This is a genomic window from Bosea vaviloviae (genome assembly GCF_001741865.1).
In the GTDB taxonomy this organism is placed as follows: Bacteria; Pseudomonadota; Alphaproteobacteria; order Rhizobiales; family Beijerinckiaceae; genus Allobosea; species Allobosea vaviloviae.
The window spans coordinates 461,115-476,766 of the sequence record NZ_CP017147.1; the positions used below are offsets into that span (position 1 = coordinate 461,115).

Consider the following 15,652-nt stretch of genomic DNA (forward strand, 5'->3'; position numbering starts at 1 on the left):
ACCATTCGCCTCGGATCAGGACAGACTCACTCGCCGCCCAGCGCCAGCGCTTCCGCCATCACGCGGAAGACATAGGTGTTGGGCTTGTGGCCGCGGAATTTCTCGGCGCCCGGGCCCATGGCGGTCAAGATGCCGTCATCGCCCGAATGCACACCCGAATTCGCGTCGAAGGGCAGGTTGCCGGCCTTGCGCGTCGCCAGCGGTCCGGTGCAATCGGCCTCGTTGGCGACATTGGTCTTGCCGTCGGCGCTCTTCAGCGCCGGAACGCGCTCGCCATCCATGAAGGGGCGACCGGTATCGCAGGTGTCGGGATAGGTGCCGAAGACCACGGCGAGACGGCGCGAGGTGTTGACGTTGGTCGGATAGCCATCGGCGTCGAGCGGGCCATAATTCGGCGCCTTGGAGTCGGCATAGGTGCCGAGCTTGTCGCGCAGGAGCTGGCCCGGGCGCTCGTCGTCATAGGTGCCGACGAGCGAGACCGCATGGGTATGATCCGGCACGACGATGATCAGCGTATCGTTGCGCTCACCGGCAAAGTCCTTGGCGATCTTGACGGCATTGTCGAGCATGATCGTGTCGAACACGGCCCGCTCCCAATCCAGCGAGTGGCTGTATTTGTCGATGCGGCCGGACTCGACCATCAGGAAGAAGCCGTCCTCATTGCTCTTCAGCATGTCGATCGCGGCCCTGGTCTGCTCGGCGACGTCGGGCTGGTCGGGGAACTTGGCGACGCTGCCCTTCTTGGCGAGGCGCAGATCGAAGGCGCCGTCGACATTGCTGGTGTTGTAGAGGCCGAGCAGCTTCTTGGTGCCGGACGCGGCAGCCGCATTCATCTCGGTCTTGGTCGTGGCGATCGTGTAGCCGGCCGCCTTGAACTGGGCGATGAAGTCGAGATCGTCGGTGCGCTTGGAGCCCGGTGTCGTCTTGGGCAGGAAGTTCGGCGATCCGCCGCCCATGATCACGTCGGGCTTCACGTCATAGAACATCTTGACGATGTCGTTGTAATCCGAGCGCCGGCGGGTATGGGCGACCATGGCGGCGGGCGTCGCATCCTCGATCTCGGCATTGGTGACGACGCCGATCGTCATCTTGCTGCGGCGCTTGATCACTTCCGAGATGGTCTCGACCTTGGGATGGTCCAGCGTCAGCGCGTTCTTGGCGCAGTAGACGCCGAGCGCGTTGACGCAGGATTTGTGGCCCGTGGTGTAGGCATGGGCGCTGTTGGCGCTGTCGGTGACGATGGAATCGCTGCCCGAGGTCGAGATCAGCGCCATGTTCGGCATGTCGTCGATGGCGAGCTCGCCATTGAAGCGGCCCTCTTCCCAGCCCTTGGACATGATCCGCGCTGCAGTGCGATGCGCCACCGACATGCCATCGCCGATGAACAGGATGACGTTCTTGGCCCGGCGCGGCTGGGCCGTCGCGAAGACCTCCCATTTCACCGTCGCCTTGTTTGCACCTTGCGTCGCCTCGACGACGTAGTTGCCGGCCGGCAGCGTCGCGCCACGCAGCCACAGCGCCGAATGCTTCTGGCCTTCCTCGTTCTGGGTGAAGGCGGTCGGCTTGCCGAAGATATCGGCGGCGGGCTTGCCGTTGATCGTGACCTTCACATCGGCCGAGGTCGGCGCGTTGGGGAACTCGACCTTGAAATCGAAGCGCGAGCCCTCGAGGATCTCAGCCCGGTTGATCGGGTAGATCGTCTGAGACAGCGCGGGAGTGGCCCCGGCAAGCCCTGTCGCCAGGATCGTCATCAGCCATTTTTGCGCGCGCATGCTCGTCTCCGCTCGAACCCGTTCGATATCCGCCGGCGACCGTTAGGAAGCTCATGTGACAATACGATTACTACATGCGCTTTCATGACGTTAGAAATGTTATACTATAACAATATTCACGCGCTCCCGAACACCCGCTCCATCTCCTGCACGACGCCATGAACCGGCGGGCTACGCTTCCTTGAAGCCGTAATCGGGAATGCCCTGCTCGTTGCCGTAATATTTATACGGCAGGAACTTGCCCGACATTGCGATCTTGACGCGGTCGCCCTTCGGGTTCGGCTCGCGCTCGAATTCGATGTTGAAGTCGATCGCCGACATGATGCCGTCGCCGAACTCCTCCTCGATCAACGCCTTCCAGGCCGGACCATTGACCATCACCATCTCGTAGAAGCGGTAGATCAGCGGGTCGGTCGGCGGCATCGGCGTGCCGGTGCCGCGATACGGCACCTCGTTGAGCATCCGCTTCTCGTTCTCGGTGAGGCCGAACAGGGTCGCAGCCTTCTCCGCCAAAGGCTTGACCAGCTTCATCTGGCCCAGGAGCGCGCCGACGATCAGCATCTCCGACATGCCGCCGATTTCCCCGGTGATGTATTTCCAGCTCCAGCCCTTCTCGCGCTTGATGTCGAGGATCTTCTCGGTGAGCTCTTCGCGCTTCATGGTCTTGCGTCCTCCTTGGAGATGTCGTCGTCGAAATGTCGGTCGCACCAGCCTCAGGCGGCCTTTGGTCATGCGGCGAGCGGCGTCGTATGGGTCGGCGAACCCAGGCCTGGGTAGCAAGCCGCGGGCCAAGAGCCTGCGCTCGCTCCAATACCGGCTACGACGCGACGTGAAGTCATTCCGACTTTATGAGATCCCGGCAGGATCATCTTAACGTTACGCGGAAGTAAGGACTGCAACGTAAGGTATTTGAAGTAATTTCCGCGTCATCCAGGGGTCCACCGACCACGCGGAAAACCTGATCGCCCGATGAACTCCTATATCCCCCTGATCCTGTTCACGGTGCTGACCAACGCCGCCGCCCAGCTCATGCTCAAGCGTGGCATGACCGGCCTGGGCCAGCTCGACCCCGGCCATGACGGGCTGATCGCCACGGTCCTGCGCGTCGTCTTCAACCCTTTCGTCTTCTTCGGCCTGTGCACCTTCGTGGTCAGCATGGCCTCGCATCTCGTCGTGCTGTCGAAGGTTCAGATCAGCTACGCCTATCCGTTCCTGAGCCTCGCCTATGTCGTGGTCGCGGTTTACGCCTATTTCTTCTTCCAGGAGGATCTGAGCCCTGCCCGCATTGCCGGCATCGGACTGATCATGCTGGGCACCATCTTCATCGCACAGAGCTGAGGGACCGACATGGATCTGATCGCACGCCTCTTCCTTCGTCTCGGCATGCTGCTGGAACCGAAGCCCGTGCTCCGACCGATCCCGGTGCCGGTCCGCACCCCGCCGCGCCTGCCGCGCCAACCTTAGAGCAATGTCCGATCCAGCTGATCGTCCAACTTCTCTAAGTTATTGTTTTAACGCATTTTCTTTACGCGAACCGATATCCACTTCGCTCAAAAATGCTCTAGTCCGGAAGACCTGAACCCATGAAACATATCATCATCGGCGGAGACGGCTTCGTCGGCTCGCACCTGGCAGCGGATCTCGCGGCCATGGGCGAGGAGGTGCTGGTCGCCGACATCGTCAAGAGCGGCCATGCGCATTACGCCAAGGTGCCGTTCCAGCACATCGACGTGACCAGCGCCGAGAGCGTGAACGCCATCCCGCTCGCCAAAGACGACCTCGTCTACAACCTCTCGGCCAAGATGCTTTCGCCCATCGTGACCCGCAAGGAGCGCCACGATTTCTTCTGGCCGGTGAACTATCACGGCACCGCCAATATCCTGGCCTGGATGGAGAAGAACGGCGCCAACAAGCTCGTCCACTTCACCACGGACATGATCTACGGCCATTCCGTCACCGTGCCGCAGGACGAGACCCATCCCGCCAAGCCGCTCGGCGAATATGGCGAGAGCAAGCTCGCCACCGAGACGCTGGCGCAGGGTTATCGCGAAAAAGGCTTCCAGATCCCGATCTTCCGGCCGCGCCTGATCATCGGGCCGGGCCGGCTCGGCATCCTGGTCAAGCTGTTCACGCTGATCGACATGAACCTGCCGGTGCCGATGATCGGCTCGGGTAAAAACCCCTATCAGTTCATCTCGGTGTTCGACTGCGCCAGCGCCTGCATAGCGGCCTGGAAGGCCGGCTTCCCCAACAGCGCCTATAATCTCGGCTCGGACGATCCGCCCCCGGTGAAGAAGCTGCTCGGCGACCTGATCACGCATGCCGGCTCGAAATCGATCCTGCTGCCGACGCCGGCGCCGCTGGTCAAGCTGACGCTGAACACGCTCGACTGGATCAACCTGCCGATCATGGACCCGGAGCAGTACATGATCGCCGACGAGATCTGCATTCTCGACACCTCCAAGGCCAAGCGCGAGCTCGGCTGGATGCCCAAGCACCGCGACGAGGATATGCTGCTCGCCGCCTACACCGAATACCGCAAGAGCAAAGACATCCGGAATCAGGCGCAGAGGAGCCTCGCAGCATGAGCATGCCCGCTTTCAAGACCGACGCTGCGCCTGCTCGCCCGAAGCTCTACAGCGTCGAGGAAGCCAAGCAGCTCGACGCCACGACCGTGCGCGAGCTCTTCACCGCCCATGTCAATCCGGGTCAGGTGCATTTCCTGAAACTGCTTGGCTTCGACAAGATCATCGTCGATCGCGCCCAGGGCATGCATTACATCACCCGCGACGGCCGCAAGATCCTCGATTTCTTCGGCGGCTTCTGCTCGGTCGCCTTCGGCCACAACCATCCGCGCATCGTCGCGGCGCGGCAGAAATTCCAGGACGAGAACCGCCATGAGATCTGCATGGCCTTCATGTCGCAATACGCCTCGGCACTCGCCGCCAACCTCGCCACGATCGCGCCCGGCGACCTCGACATGGTCTTCCTCGGCTCCACCGGCTCGGAGGCGATGGAGGCCGCGCTGAAGGTCGCCGAACAGGCGCAGGGACCGGCGCGCTCGAAAATCCTGCACGCGGCGAACTCCTTCCACGGCAAGACCAAGGGCGTGCTCTCGGTCACGGATTCCACGCTCTACCAGTCGCAGTTCAAGCTGGTCGAGAACCGGGTCAAGGTGCCCTTCGGCGACATCGAAGCCGTGCGCCAGGCACTGGAAAGCGATCCCGCGATCGGCATCGTCGTGATGGAGACGATCCAGGGCGGCGGCGGCATCGTCGAGGCGCCGGAGGGTTTCTGGCGCGAATTACGCGCGCTCTGCGACAAGCACGGCGTGCTCTGGGTCGCCGACGAGGTCCAGTGCGGTCTCGGCCGCACCGGCCAGTTCTTCGCCTTCGAGCGCGACGGCGTCGTGCCGGACGTGACCGCACTCGCCAAGGCGCTTGGCGGCTCCAAGGCGGCGATGGGCGCGATGATCGCCCGCCGCGAGATCTACATGAAGGCCTATGGCAAGCCCAAGACCGCGCTGATCCATGCCCAGGCGACGTTCGGTGGCATGGGCGAGGCCTGCATCTCGGCGATCGAGGCGCTGAACGTGCTCTATGAGGAAGACCTCATGGGCAACGCCCAGCGTCAGGGCGACTATCTCATCGAGAAGCTCAACGGCCTGCGCGCGAAACATCCGAGCCTGCTCAAGGAGATCCGCGGGCGCGGCCTGATGATCGGCATCGAGTTCAACGACATCAGCGAGACCATGCCGTTTGGCCTCAAGCACATGGTCGCATTGCTCGACGACAAGCTGAAAGGCTCGCTCTGCGGCTTCATCGGCGCGCTGCTGCTGAAGGACTACGACATGCTCGTCGCCTTCACCGAATACAATCGCAACGTCATCCGCCTGGAGCCGCCGCTGATCGTCACCCGCGAGCAATGCGACGAATTCATCGCGGCGCTCGACGATCTGCTCTCGCGCGGCATCACCAAGATCGTCACCGACTATCTGCGCAAGGTCGCGGTGGCGAAGGGCTGAGGCCAGCCGTCACGCAATGTCTGAAAGGGCCGGTTCGCCGGCCCTTTTCTTTTCGCGGGGAAACCGCTGACATGCGCTGACGGAAGCTCGAGGCAAAGCTTGCCGAAACCAAGGATTACCGAAACCAAGGATCCCCGAAACGAGGAGCGCTTCATGCTCGGCCATCTCTCCTTCGGCGTCCGCGATCTCAACGCCGCCATCACCTTCTATGATGCGGCGCTTGGCCCGCTCGGGCTGATCCGCGTCTGGACCGCTCCGGATGCCGCCGGCTATGGGCCGCCGGGCGGCGGCGACCTGCTGGCACTGAAACTGCGGCCGCAAACCTCCCCGCCGGGGCCGGGTTTCCACCTCGCCTTCAATGCGCCGACGCGCGCCGCGGTCGATGCCTTCCACGCTGCGGCGCTTTTGGCCGGCGGGCGCGACAATGGCGCGCCCGACCTGCGCCTGCATTACGGGCCGAGCTACTACGCCGCCTTCGTCATCGCTCCCGAGGGCTGGAATCTCGAGGCCGTCTGTCAGGCGACGAGTTGAAGCCGGGATCATGCCCTTCCAAACGCCATCCGGCCCCTCGGGGGAACCGAGGGGCCGGATCGATACGGGCCATGCCTGCCGCTCAGTAGCGCGAGCAGACCTTGCGGTAGCCGACGACCTCGCCGAAGCGGTTGACGCGCTCGACCATCTCGCAGCGACGCACCGGAGCATCCTCCTCATAGACGGGCTCGGCATAGGCGCGGTTGGCGGAGGCCGCGAGCAGGCCGCCGACGGCAAGCGCTCCGACGATGCCGGCGCCGACGCCCCAGCCATGGCCGCGATGGCGCGGATAGGCCTCGGCGCTGCCCGCGCCGGCGAGAATGGCGGTGGAGAGGGTGAGGGCGGCCAGAGCGGCGGTCGCGGTCTTCTTGAAGCTGGTCATGATGGCATCTCCCGAGGTCCAGTCGGGGGCGAACCATTCGCCCTCCATGAGCATTGGTCGCGGCGGGGCGTTGAGAGGTTCAAAGGGAGACGATTATTTTTCTGAAGCTCAATCCGCCCTGACAAACTCGCCGTCATCCCGGACAAGTCGCGCTCGGGTCCGGGATGACGGCGCAGATGTGAGAGCCGGCCCCCTCAAGGCCGCATCAGCCTCAACCCGCCGTCACCCGTCGCCAGAAGCTCGACGAGAACCCCGGATCGATATGGCGCGCAAAATCCCGCCAGTCCGGGAAGGAGGCCTCGAATGTCGCCGGCGACATGCGCGCATCCTTGTAGGGATTCACGCGCCCACCGGCTTCGATCGTGATCCGGTCGAGCTCAGCCAGCAGCGCCTCCGTGCGCGCCCCGCGATTGGGAAAGTCGAGCGTCAAGGTCGCCCCTGCGATCGGGAACGACATCAGGCCGGGCGACGGCAGATCGCCGAAGAGCTTGAGCACGGTCAGGAACGAAGCCTCACCCGCCGCCAGCGTGCGCCTCAGCATCGCCTCCACCGCCTTGCGGGCATGGGCCATCGGCACCGCGCATTGGAACTGGCGCAGGCCCTTGGGTCCATAGGCGCGGTTCCAGTTGGCGACGCGGTCGAGCGGATAGAAGAATGGCCGATAGGGAATGCGCCGCGGCTCGGGCGACGAGGGTTGCACCGCCCGGTAGAGCGCATTGAAGGCGCGCAAGGTCAGCCCGTTGATCAGTGGGATCGGCGGCCTGATCGGAAACGGCAGCGGCCGCTTCGAGCGCGCGAGCGGCGCATCGCCCCCCGTGGCATGATTGGCCCGGAAGAAGACGCCGCGACCGAGCTGCGCGCCGCTCGCCAGCGAGTCGATCCAGGCGACGGTGTAGTTATGGCTCGCATCGGATTCAGCCGCGATCGCGAAGAAGCGGTCGAGCCCATCGAAATGCAGCACCTCCTGCTGCATTTCGACGGAGGTGACCGGCATCAATTGCAGCGTCACCTGCGTGATCAGGCCGGTCAAACCAAAGCCGCCGATGGTCGCGGCGAAGAGTTCGCCGTTCAGGTCGGGCGCGCAAGTCAGGCGGCTGCCATCGGAGCGGATCAGTTCGAAGGCGCGCACATGCCTGCCGAAGGTGCCGGCGCGATGGTGGTTCTTGCCATGGACGTCGTTGGCCAGCGCACCGGCGATCGTGACGAATGCGGTGCCCGGCGTCACCGGCGGAAACCAGCCGGCCTGAACGGTCAGCTTCAGCACATCGTCGAGCAGCACGCCCGCCTCACAGGTGAGGAGGCCGCTCACGCGGTCGAAGGCGAGGATCCGGTCGAGGCTGCGGCCCAGGATGAGCGCCCCGCCATCGTTCAGGCAGGAATCGCCATAGGAGCGGCCATTGCCATAAGCCAGGGCCGGCGTCCGATGCTGCGACGGCGCGGCGATCCAGGGCTCGGCCGCGACGATCTCGGTATTTCGGGCGACGAGCCCACCCCAGGAGCGGCACTCCGGCAGGATCTCGCTCACGGCAGAATCTCGCTCACGGCAGGATCGTCGCCGCGACCATGATCAGCAGGACCAGCGCGCCTGTCACCTGGCTGCGCCAGTCGCGGATCATGAAGACGAGCGGATCATCCGGCATCGTACCACGACGGGCCAGGAACCAGACCCGCGATATCTGGTAGAGGACGATCGGGCAGACCAGCCAGATCAGCTCCGGGTGACGGTAAAGCTGCTTCACCGCGGCGCTGTCGACATAGAGCGCCAGGATCAGGGCGCAGGTGCAGCCCGACGCCATGCCGAGCTGGGAAAGCGCCTCGATATCCTCGGCATGATAGCCGCGCCCGGCCTTTTTCAGCCCCGACTGGTCCTGCGTGATCCTGAGCTCGGCATAGCGCTTTACCAGCGCCAGGCTCAGGAACAGGAACATCGAGAAGGCGAGCAGCCATGACGAGAGCGGGATCGCGGCAGCGGCATTGCCGGCGAGAATGCGCAAGGTGTGCAGCGCGGCCAGCCCCAGCACATCGACCAGGAGCTTGCGCTTGAGCACGAAGAGATAGGCCAAGGCGAGACCGAGATAGGCCGTCAGCGCCAGCACGAAGAGCTTGGGCTGCGGCAGCAGCAGGGACAGGGCGAAAGCGGTGGCCAGCAAGACGGGAACCGCCATATAGGCCTGGCGCTCGGAGATCTCGCCGGCGGCCAGCGGGCGCTTGCACTTCGTCGGATGCCGGCGGTCGGCTTCGAAATCGACGATGTCGTTGAGAAGATAGATCGACGAAGCCATCAGGCTGAAGGAGATGAAGGCGACGAGCCCATGCCCGAGCGACTCCGGATCGAAGACTTCATGATTCAGCAGGATCGGGATGAAGACGAGTCCGTTCTTCAGCCAATGATGCGGCCTCATCGCCCTGATCATCGCCTTGAGAGCCATGTCACCCTTCTCTTTCGTCAAGAATCTGCTCTTCCGCCAAGAGTCTGCCCGACGGCAAGCGAAAGATGCGCAGCCACGAGGCCCAGTCAGATTTCCACTATTCGGGCGAGGACTTTCTTCTGCGAGAAATCCTAAATCCCGGTGCAGAAACACAGCGCAACACAGCGCTATTGCTTGCCATGATTAATATCTGCCTGCCGGCGCCCACGAATATCCACGCCGTTGCACCCTCCGAAGCCTGTCTCCTCCCTGCAAGATGTCTCCCTTTCGTGAACCGGCGTTCACGCCACCCGCGCGCATCGCCTTGCAAAGCCCGCCGGACAGTTGGATCGTGCAGGAGCGTCGGGGGGCTCGGCGCATGCAGCCGGCGCTTCAGGCCGGATCTGATCTGACGGGTGCGCTTGGGGCATGAACGCGACGAGCGAAACTGCGGCGGCAAACCGCGAACGCCTCGTCATCGTCGAGGACGACCCTGTAACGCGCGCCATGATCTCGGGCTATTTCGCCGACCAGGGCTTCAGGGTCGAGGAGGCCGAGAGCGTCGCCGAGGCGCGCAGGGTGGTGCGGCGGGTCAAGCCCGAACTGATCTTCCTCGATGTCGTGCTGCCCGATGGCGACGGTTTCGAGCTCGCCAAGGAGCTCCAGGGCTTTTCCGACGCAGGCATCATCTTCGTCACGCGTCGCGACACCGACATCGACCGCATCGTCGGGCTCGAGCTCGCAGGCGACCACTACGTCACCAAGCCGGTCAATCTGCGCGATCTGCTGGCGCGGACGCGCTCGCTATTGCGCCGTCGCAAGATCGAGCGCGATACGGCGCGGCGCAGCACCACGATCACCTTCGGCCCCTTCATGATCGACCTGCTGCGGCGCGAGCTGGCGACGGTCAACGGCGATCCGATCCGCCTGACGCGGGGCGAGTTCGACCTGCTTGCCGCGCTGGTCGACAGCAATGGCCGGCCGCTCAGCCGCGACTACCTGATCGAGGTCGTCAGCAACCGCCATGGCGAGGTCGACGCCCGCACCGTCGATGCGCTGGTGGCGCGGCTGCGACGCAAGCTGACGGGAGCCGGCGACCCGGGCGTGATCGCAACGGTCAGCGGCATCGGCTACAAGCTCGGCATCTTCGCCGACCGTAACGCCTGACCCTCCGCCGCGCCCTTCGCAACCGCAGCGCCCCGCAATGCGAGCGCCGCCAGCGCCTCGCCGCGCGCCCGCGCCAGATCGGCCACCGCCTGCGCCATGACCTGCGGGGATGCGATACGGGCCTCGGCCTCGATCGTCGATGCGATGGTCACCGCCTGGCCGAGACCCAGCGCGCTGGCCGAGCTCGCGAATTGATGCGCCGCCCGCTCCAGCGCCTTGCGGTCGCCCTGCTCGATCGCCCGGCCAAGCTGCTTCAGAATGTCCCCCGAGACCGTCTGGAACAGCGCAACAAGACGCCCCATGCGTTCGGCTCCGACCAGCAGCGCCTGCTCGTCGAGGAAGGCGTCGTCGACGGGATGGTCCGGCGACAGGCTCGCATTCGCCAGACGGCCCGGCCTGCGCGCGTTGCGCGTCAGCACCTGCCGCAACGCCGCGGACGTCGCCGGCTTGGGCACGATCGTGGTCAGGCCCGCTGCGAGAAGCCGGCGCATCGTCTCCGGCGACACATCGGCGGTCAGCGCCACGATCGCCGGACAGGCAATCTCCGGGATAGCGCGGATCGCGGCCGCCGTCTCGATGCCGTCCATGCCGGTCATGTGCATGTCGAGCAGCACGAGATCGACGCGCTTTGACGCCAACAGCACGAGCGCAGCCTCACCGGAGCTGGCGGTCAGCACGCGGTGCCCGGCCTTGGCGATCATGATCCGCGCCACCTCCCGCGTGACGGGCTCGTCATCGACGACGAGCACCACAAGCGGCGTCTCAGCCGTCTCGGCATGCGACGCATGCGCAGCGCTCGTCGCGGCTGCAGCCGGCAGCCTGACCCAGAAGGTGCTGCCGATCCCGACTTCGCTGAAGACCGAGATCGAGCCGCCCATCAGATTCGCGAGCTTGGTGCAGATCGCCAGTCCCAGACCGACCCCGCCGGAACGCCGCCCTGTTTCGGGATCGACCTGCACGAAATCCTGGAAGATGCGGCGCTGCATGGCGGGATCGATGCCGATGCCGGTATCGTGCACCGCGATCACCAGCATCGGCCCGGACGCATCGTCGGCCGGCTCCAGGGCGGCACCGATCTCGATCTCGCCGGCATCGGTGAAGCTGATCGCATTGCGCAGGAGATTCTGGACGATCCGGTTGATCTTGCCGGGATCGCCATTGAGCCTTGCCATCGCGACAGGCTCGATGTCGAGGCGGAGCGCGAGACCCTTGCGCTCGGCTGCCGGTCGCATCAGCGCGATGGCCGCCGCGAGCAGGGGGCCGGGCTCGTAGTCACGCTTCTCCAGGCTCTCTGTGCCCGCCTCCAGCCGCGAGAGGTCGAGCGTCGCATTGGCGAGGTCGATCAGCGTCTCGCCGGAGGTCGCCGCCATTTCGACCAGCCGCCGATCGCGCTGGCTCATGCGCTTGCGGTCGAGGATTTCGAGCACGCCGAGCACACCCGACAAGGGCGTGCGGATGTCGTGTCCCACCACCGCGAGGAAGCGGGATTTGGCTTTCGTCGCCTCCTCGGCCAATTCGCGCGCCTGTTCGGCGGCGCGCTGCCCGGCCGATGCCTGGTCGAGCGCCTTGGCGAGAGCCGCCGTGCGCTGGGACACCTTGTCCTCCAGGATGCTCCGGCTCTCCTGCAAGCGCGCAGCCATCAGGTTGAACTGGTCGCCGAGCTCCTGAAGCTCGTCGCCGGTGCGAATGTCGATGCGCTCGTCGAGCTGGCCCTCGCCGATCCGGGCGGCGCCTTCGGTCAGCGCTCGGACCGGCGCGACCAGGCGCCCGCTGAGCAGGATGCTGGTTGTCACGGTGATGAGCAGTGCTCCGGCGAGGATGATCAACGCGCGCAGGATCGAAGCGTAGATCGGCGCATAAGCCTCGCTTTGCGGCAGGTCGACGACGACGCTCCAGTCGAGATTCGGCACGGGCGCAACGACCGACAAGACCGCCCGCCCCTCGATATCGCGGGTCGACAGGCTATCGCCGGGCAGCATCGCGCCTTGAATGTCCGGCCGCGGATAGGCCTGCAGGAGCGGCAGCAGATTCGTGCCTCTCAGGACGAAGCGGAGATCGGGATGCGCGATCAGCCGGCCGGAACGGTCGACGACATAGGCCCGGCCTTCCACGCCGACCTTCATCTGCGAGACGAGCTCTTTGATGAAGGTCAGATTGACCGTCGCCAGGACCACGCCGCCTTTCGTTTCGGTCACCCGTTTTCCCAGCAGCAGATAAGGCTCGGAGCCACGCCGGAATTCGACACCGCTGCGGAAGTAGCCCTGAGCCAATGCCGCCTGGACGATGGGATCACTGGACAGATCCGTCCCCGCGCCGATGCGGTCGCGGTCAGCGCGCGACAGCGCCAGCAATTCGCGCCCTTCGGCATCCGTTCGCCTGAGATCGAGGATCGCCGGGGCCTGCCGCAGCAGGCGCAACCCATCGAGATGAAGCTCTTCGAGCGCAAGGGCGCCCGAGCTGTTCAGCGAAACCCAATCGAGCTGCCGCACGATATCGCCGACAAATCCGCTGATCCGCTGCGCCGCCGCCTGCGCCTGCTCCTGCTGGACACGCGCCACCAGCGCCCGCTGATCGGAGAAGGCGAAGATCGTGCCGACGATGCCGTTGATACCCAAAGCGAGGCTGATCGCGAAGCCGACGAACAGCGCGTATTTGCGGGCGAGCGCACCGCGCGGCCCGCGCCCGGCCGCGTCGATGATCCCGCTCACGACACGATCCGCGAGGCGCGCACGCGCAGCGAAAGCGGGATCGTCAATCCCAGCGCCATCGCCGTCTTCTCATTGATCACCAGTTCGAAGCTGCGCGAGAACTGGACGGGGAGCTCGGCAACGTTCGCGCCACGAAAGATCAGGTCGATATAGCTCGCCATGACCAGATCGGATTCATCGCGACCGCCGGTATAGGAGATCAGCCCGCCGGCCTCGACGAAGGTCTCGTAAGGATACATCGTCGGCATCCGGTATTTCGCCACCAGCGGCGCGATCACCCGGGCATTCCGGAAGGTGAAGCTGTCCGGCGGGAAAAACAGTCCCGTGCCCGGTTGCGCGGCGAGTTCGGCAAGAGCGGGCTCGATCTCGCTCAGGGCCGAGACCGGTGCGCTGACCAGCGATATCCCGACCTCGCTTGCGCTCCTGCTGAGATGCTCGACATAGGTCACGCCTCCAGCCGCCGCGGAGGCCGGATTGAAGATGACGCCGATCCGCAGGGTCGCCGGCGCGATCTCGCGCAGCAGATCGACCCATTTCGCCGCCATCGACGGCTCATTGTTGCTGAAGCCGGTCGCGTTGCCTTCCGGGCGCTCGAGCGAACGCACGAAACCGCTCCCGACCGGATCGGACGCTGTCGAGAACAACACCGGGATCGTGCGCGTCGCGGCCAGGATGGCGGCCGTCTCGGTGCTGGAGCCGGCGACGATGACGTCGGGCGCTTCGCCGACCAGTTCCCTCGCCGTCGTCGCCAGGGTCTGCGGATCGGAGTTGGAGGAGCGGACGAGGTAGCGAATATTCTGCCCTTCGATCCAGCCGCGCTGCACCATCAGGCGCTTCAGAATGCCCAGCCGCGTCAGCACGATCGGATGGTCGAGCGGCAAACCGACCATGAAGGCGGCGAGCCGCAGGCGCTCGGCCGCCTCGGTGGACGACGACGCGAAGCCCGCGGTGAGGGAGGCCAACGCACAGAGAAAGGACCGACGCTGCATCCGGACCGCCAGGATCGTCATGCGCCGCGCTCATCGCGGCGATGGATACGAACGGTGCCATGTCCCGCCGCGCAGGTCGAGCGTCAGGACGTTAGGGAAATAGGCTGCCTATTTGCGCCAGCGCGGCGCGCTGTATCCCCAGTAACGCGCATCGACCCGCGCCTCGGGGATGGGCCACTCATAGACCGGCGCGAAGATCCAGCATTGCAGCCGATTCCATTCGGCCGCGTCCCGCGCCCCGTTACAGGCTCCGATATGCGAGCGCTGCCAAAAGGCGGTCGCCGGCATGGGCCACGCGAACAGCGCAAGCGCGAGGACGAAGATCGATCTGCTCAAGCAGCGACGCCTCATTGGCGGCCCCGGTCGACCGGGGCCGCTTCGACACCAAGCTCATGAGGAAGGCATGGATGTCCTACCAAACGCTAAACAGCCGCGCGCCGGCCGTCAGGGGAAGCGGGTCTTCAGCGCCTCGAACAATGTGACCTGCTCGGCGATCAGCGCTCGGCTCGCATCGCGCCGGACGAAGACCTTGAACATCGCCTCGCCCGCGCCGTTGAAGAACTGCACCGAGCAGGACCGGCGCCCATGGAAGAGCCGGTCGACCAGATAGATCGCGCGGCAATTCTCGGCCTTGATATGGCCGCCGATCGGGCTGTCGCCATGGATGTTGTAATAGCCATGGCCGAAGGAGCCGACCGGCAGCGCGCCTTCGCATTCCAGCACGATATCGGGCGTGTGGACGATGAAGAGCACGCTTCCCCAGTTCGAGAGTTCCTGCCAGAGCCCCTCGAAGCGTTCGGGCGCGATCGCCGTCCGCTGTCCCAGCGGCGTCTCCTCCAGCACGGCCAGCGTCGACACGCCGACCTCGCGGGCGATCGCCTCGATGACGCCGTCGGGCTTGGCCGCCAGCATCTGCCTGACACGCGCCATCGGGTCGGTTGCCGGCGGTTCCTGGCCAGCCAGCGGGATCACCTGCGAGATCGACATGCCGCCTGCCCTCACTCGGCCGCCTGGCGAGGCCGATGCGGATTGCTTTCGCTCAGCACCGTCTCGAAGCCCTCGAACTCGGGATGACCGAGATATATCGGCGTCTCGCGCGGCTGGCCGGCATTGCGATGGGATTCGCGGAACTGCTCGGATTTGGTCCAGGCCGTGAAATCCTCCTTCGAGGCCCAGCTGGTATGCGAGGAATAGAGGGTGTGATCCTCCTTCTCCGGGCCCTTCAGCAGATGGAAGCCGAGGAAGCCCGTCATCTCGTCGAGGCGCGTCTTGCGCGACGACCAGACCGTCTCGAAGGCGGCCTCCTCTCCCTTGACGACCTTGAAGCGGTTCATGGCGATGAACATGGGATTTATCCTGACTTGGCTGGCGGATGAGTTGGCTTGGGTGGTTCTGGTAGAGCGTTTTCGAGCGAAGTGGCCACCGCTCTAGTGTGCCGAATTGGACGGGATTGCCGTCCGGATCGACAAGAATTGTCGGTTTTCAAGGCGACACGGAAATGCGCCTGATCGTGGCGGAAGAATACACGGTGCAGCCTCGACTCAGGAATACAGCTCGCTGGCTGACGCCGGATGCGCCTCGCCGACAAGCGTTCAGCGCTCACCATGCCCGGCGTGCCACTCTTGACCCTCTGTAGTAAAACCGAATATCTCCGTCAACAACGCCGAAACA

14 protein-coding genes and 1 pseudogene are annotated in these 15,652 nt (G+C 64.8%); 5 read left to right on the top strand and 10 right to left on the bottom strand.

What is annotated here, in order from left to right:
* Positions 1 to 26: 26 nt before the first annotated feature.
* Positions 27 to 1,772 carry an alkaline phosphatase gene (locus tag BHK69_RS02185; protein ID WP_069688680.1) on the bottom strand — a complete coding sequence of 582 codons (1,746 nt, stop codon included), beginning with the start codon at positions 1,770 to 1,772 and terminating at the stop codon, positions 27 to 29.
* 171 nt (positions 1,773 to 1,943) lie between these two features.
* Positions 1,944 to 2,432 carry a cyanase gene (cynS, locus tag BHK69_RS02190; protein ID WP_069688681.1) on the bottom strand — a complete coding sequence of 163 codons (489 nt, stop codon included), beginning with the start codon at positions 2,430 to 2,432 and terminating at the stop codon, positions 1,944 to 1,946.
* 309 nt (positions 2,433 to 2,741) lie between these two features.
* Here cynS and BHK69_RS02195 point away from each other — a divergent pair.
* From BHK69_RS02195 to BHK69_RS02210, 4 genes and pseudogenes are all read left to right on the top strand, one after another.
* Positions 2,742 to 3,107, top strand: a pseudogene (locus BHK69_RS02195) (EamA family transporter); the annotation flags it as partial.
* Between the two features lie 248 nt (positions 3,108 to 3,355).
* Positions 3,356 to 4,360, top strand: coding sequence for an NAD-dependent epimerase/dehydratase family protein (locus tag BHK69_RS02200; protein WP_069688683.1), 1,005 nt, complete (start codon positions 3,356 to 3,358; stop codon positions 4,358 to 4,360).
* Entirely contained in the window at positions 4,357 to 5,796 is a 1,440-nt protein-coding gene (locus BHK69_RS02205; RefSeq protein WP_069688684.1) for an aspartate aminotransferase family protein, read from the top strand. The genes BHK69_RS02200 and BHK69_RS02205 overlap by 4 nt, the downstream gene beginning before the upstream one ends.
* A 153-nt stretch (positions 5,797 to 5,949) precedes the next feature.
* A complete protein-coding gene (locus BHK69_RS02210) occupies positions 5,950 to 6,327 on the top strand; it encodes a VOC family protein (RefSeq protein WP_069688685.1) in 378 nt (125 codons plus the stop codon).
* 82 nt (positions 6,328 to 6,409) lie between these two features.
* On the opposite strand, the gene BHK69_RS02215 is transcribed toward BHK69_RS02210, so the two are convergent.
* From BHK69_RS02215 to BHK69_RS02225, 3 genes are all read right to left on the bottom strand, one after another.
* Entirely contained in the window at positions 6,410 to 6,709 is a 300-nt protein-coding gene (locus BHK69_RS02215; protein ID WP_148663297.1) for a hypothetical protein, read from the bottom strand.
* A 211-nt stretch (positions 6,710 to 6,920) separates the two neighbouring features.
* Entirely contained in the window at positions 6,921 to 8,234 is a 1,314-nt protein-coding gene (locus BHK69_RS02220) for an FAD-binding oxidoreductase (RefSeq protein ID WP_244548379.1), read from the bottom strand.
* Between the two features lie 13 nt (positions 8,235 to 8,247).
* The gene (locus tag BHK69_RS02225; RefSeq protein WP_148663298.1) at positions 8,248 to 9,159 is read right to left on the bottom strand and encodes a UbiA family prenyltransferase; all 912 of its coding nucleotides are present in this window, start codon (positions 9,157 to 9,159) and stop codon (positions 8,248 to 8,250) included.
* Between the two features lie 387 nt (positions 9,160 to 9,546).
* Between BHK69_RS02225 and BHK69_RS02230 the strand changes: the two genes are divergently transcribed.
* Positions 9,547 to 10,284 (top strand): response regulator, encoded by a 738-nt coding sequence (locus BHK69_RS02230; protein WP_069688688.1) that lies wholly within the window; start codon positions 9,547 to 9,549, stop codon positions 10,282 to 10,284.
* Here the strand turns inward: BHK69_RS02230 and BHK69_RS02235 are convergent.
* From BHK69_RS02235 to hmuQ, 5 genes are all read right to left on the bottom strand, one after another.
* Positions 10,248 to 12,992, bottom strand: a complete 2,745-nt coding sequence (locus tag BHK69_RS02235; protein ID WP_069688689.1) for a hybrid sensor histidine kinase/response regulator — start codon at positions 12,990 to 12,992, stop codon at positions 10,248 to 10,250. The two genes, BHK69_RS02230 and BHK69_RS02235, sit on opposite strands and share 37 nt — an antisense overlap.
* Positions 12,989 to 14,002, bottom strand: coding sequence for an ABC transporter substrate-binding protein (locus BHK69_RS02240; protein WP_069688690.1), 1,014 nt, complete (start codon positions 14,000 to 14,002; stop codon positions 12,989 to 12,991). The genes BHK69_RS02235 and BHK69_RS02240 overlap by 4 nt, the downstream gene beginning before the upstream one ends.
* Before the next feature lie 87 nt (positions 14,003 to 14,089).
* Positions 14,090 to 14,317 carry a hypothetical protein gene (locus BHK69_RS02245; protein WP_069688691.1) on the bottom strand — a complete coding sequence of 76 codons (228 nt, stop codon included), beginning with the start codon at positions 14,315 to 14,317 and terminating at the stop codon, positions 14,090 to 14,092.
* A 108-nt stretch (positions 14,318 to 14,425) separates the two neighbouring features.
* Positions 14,426 to 14,968, bottom strand: a complete 543-nt coding sequence (gene hutX / locus BHK69_RS02250; RefSeq protein ID WP_425285542.1) for a heme utilization cystosolic carrier protein HutX — start codon at positions 14,966 to 14,968, stop codon at positions 14,426 to 14,428.
* A gap of 11 nt (positions 14,969 to 14,979) precedes the next feature.
* Complete coding sequence (gene hmuQ, locus BHK69_RS02255; protein ID WP_069688692.1) at positions 14,980 to 15,327, bottom strand: heme-degrading protein HmuQ; 348 nt, start codon at positions 15,325 to 15,327, stop codon at positions 14,980 to 14,982.
* Positions 15,328 to 15,652: the final 325 nt, after the last annotated feature.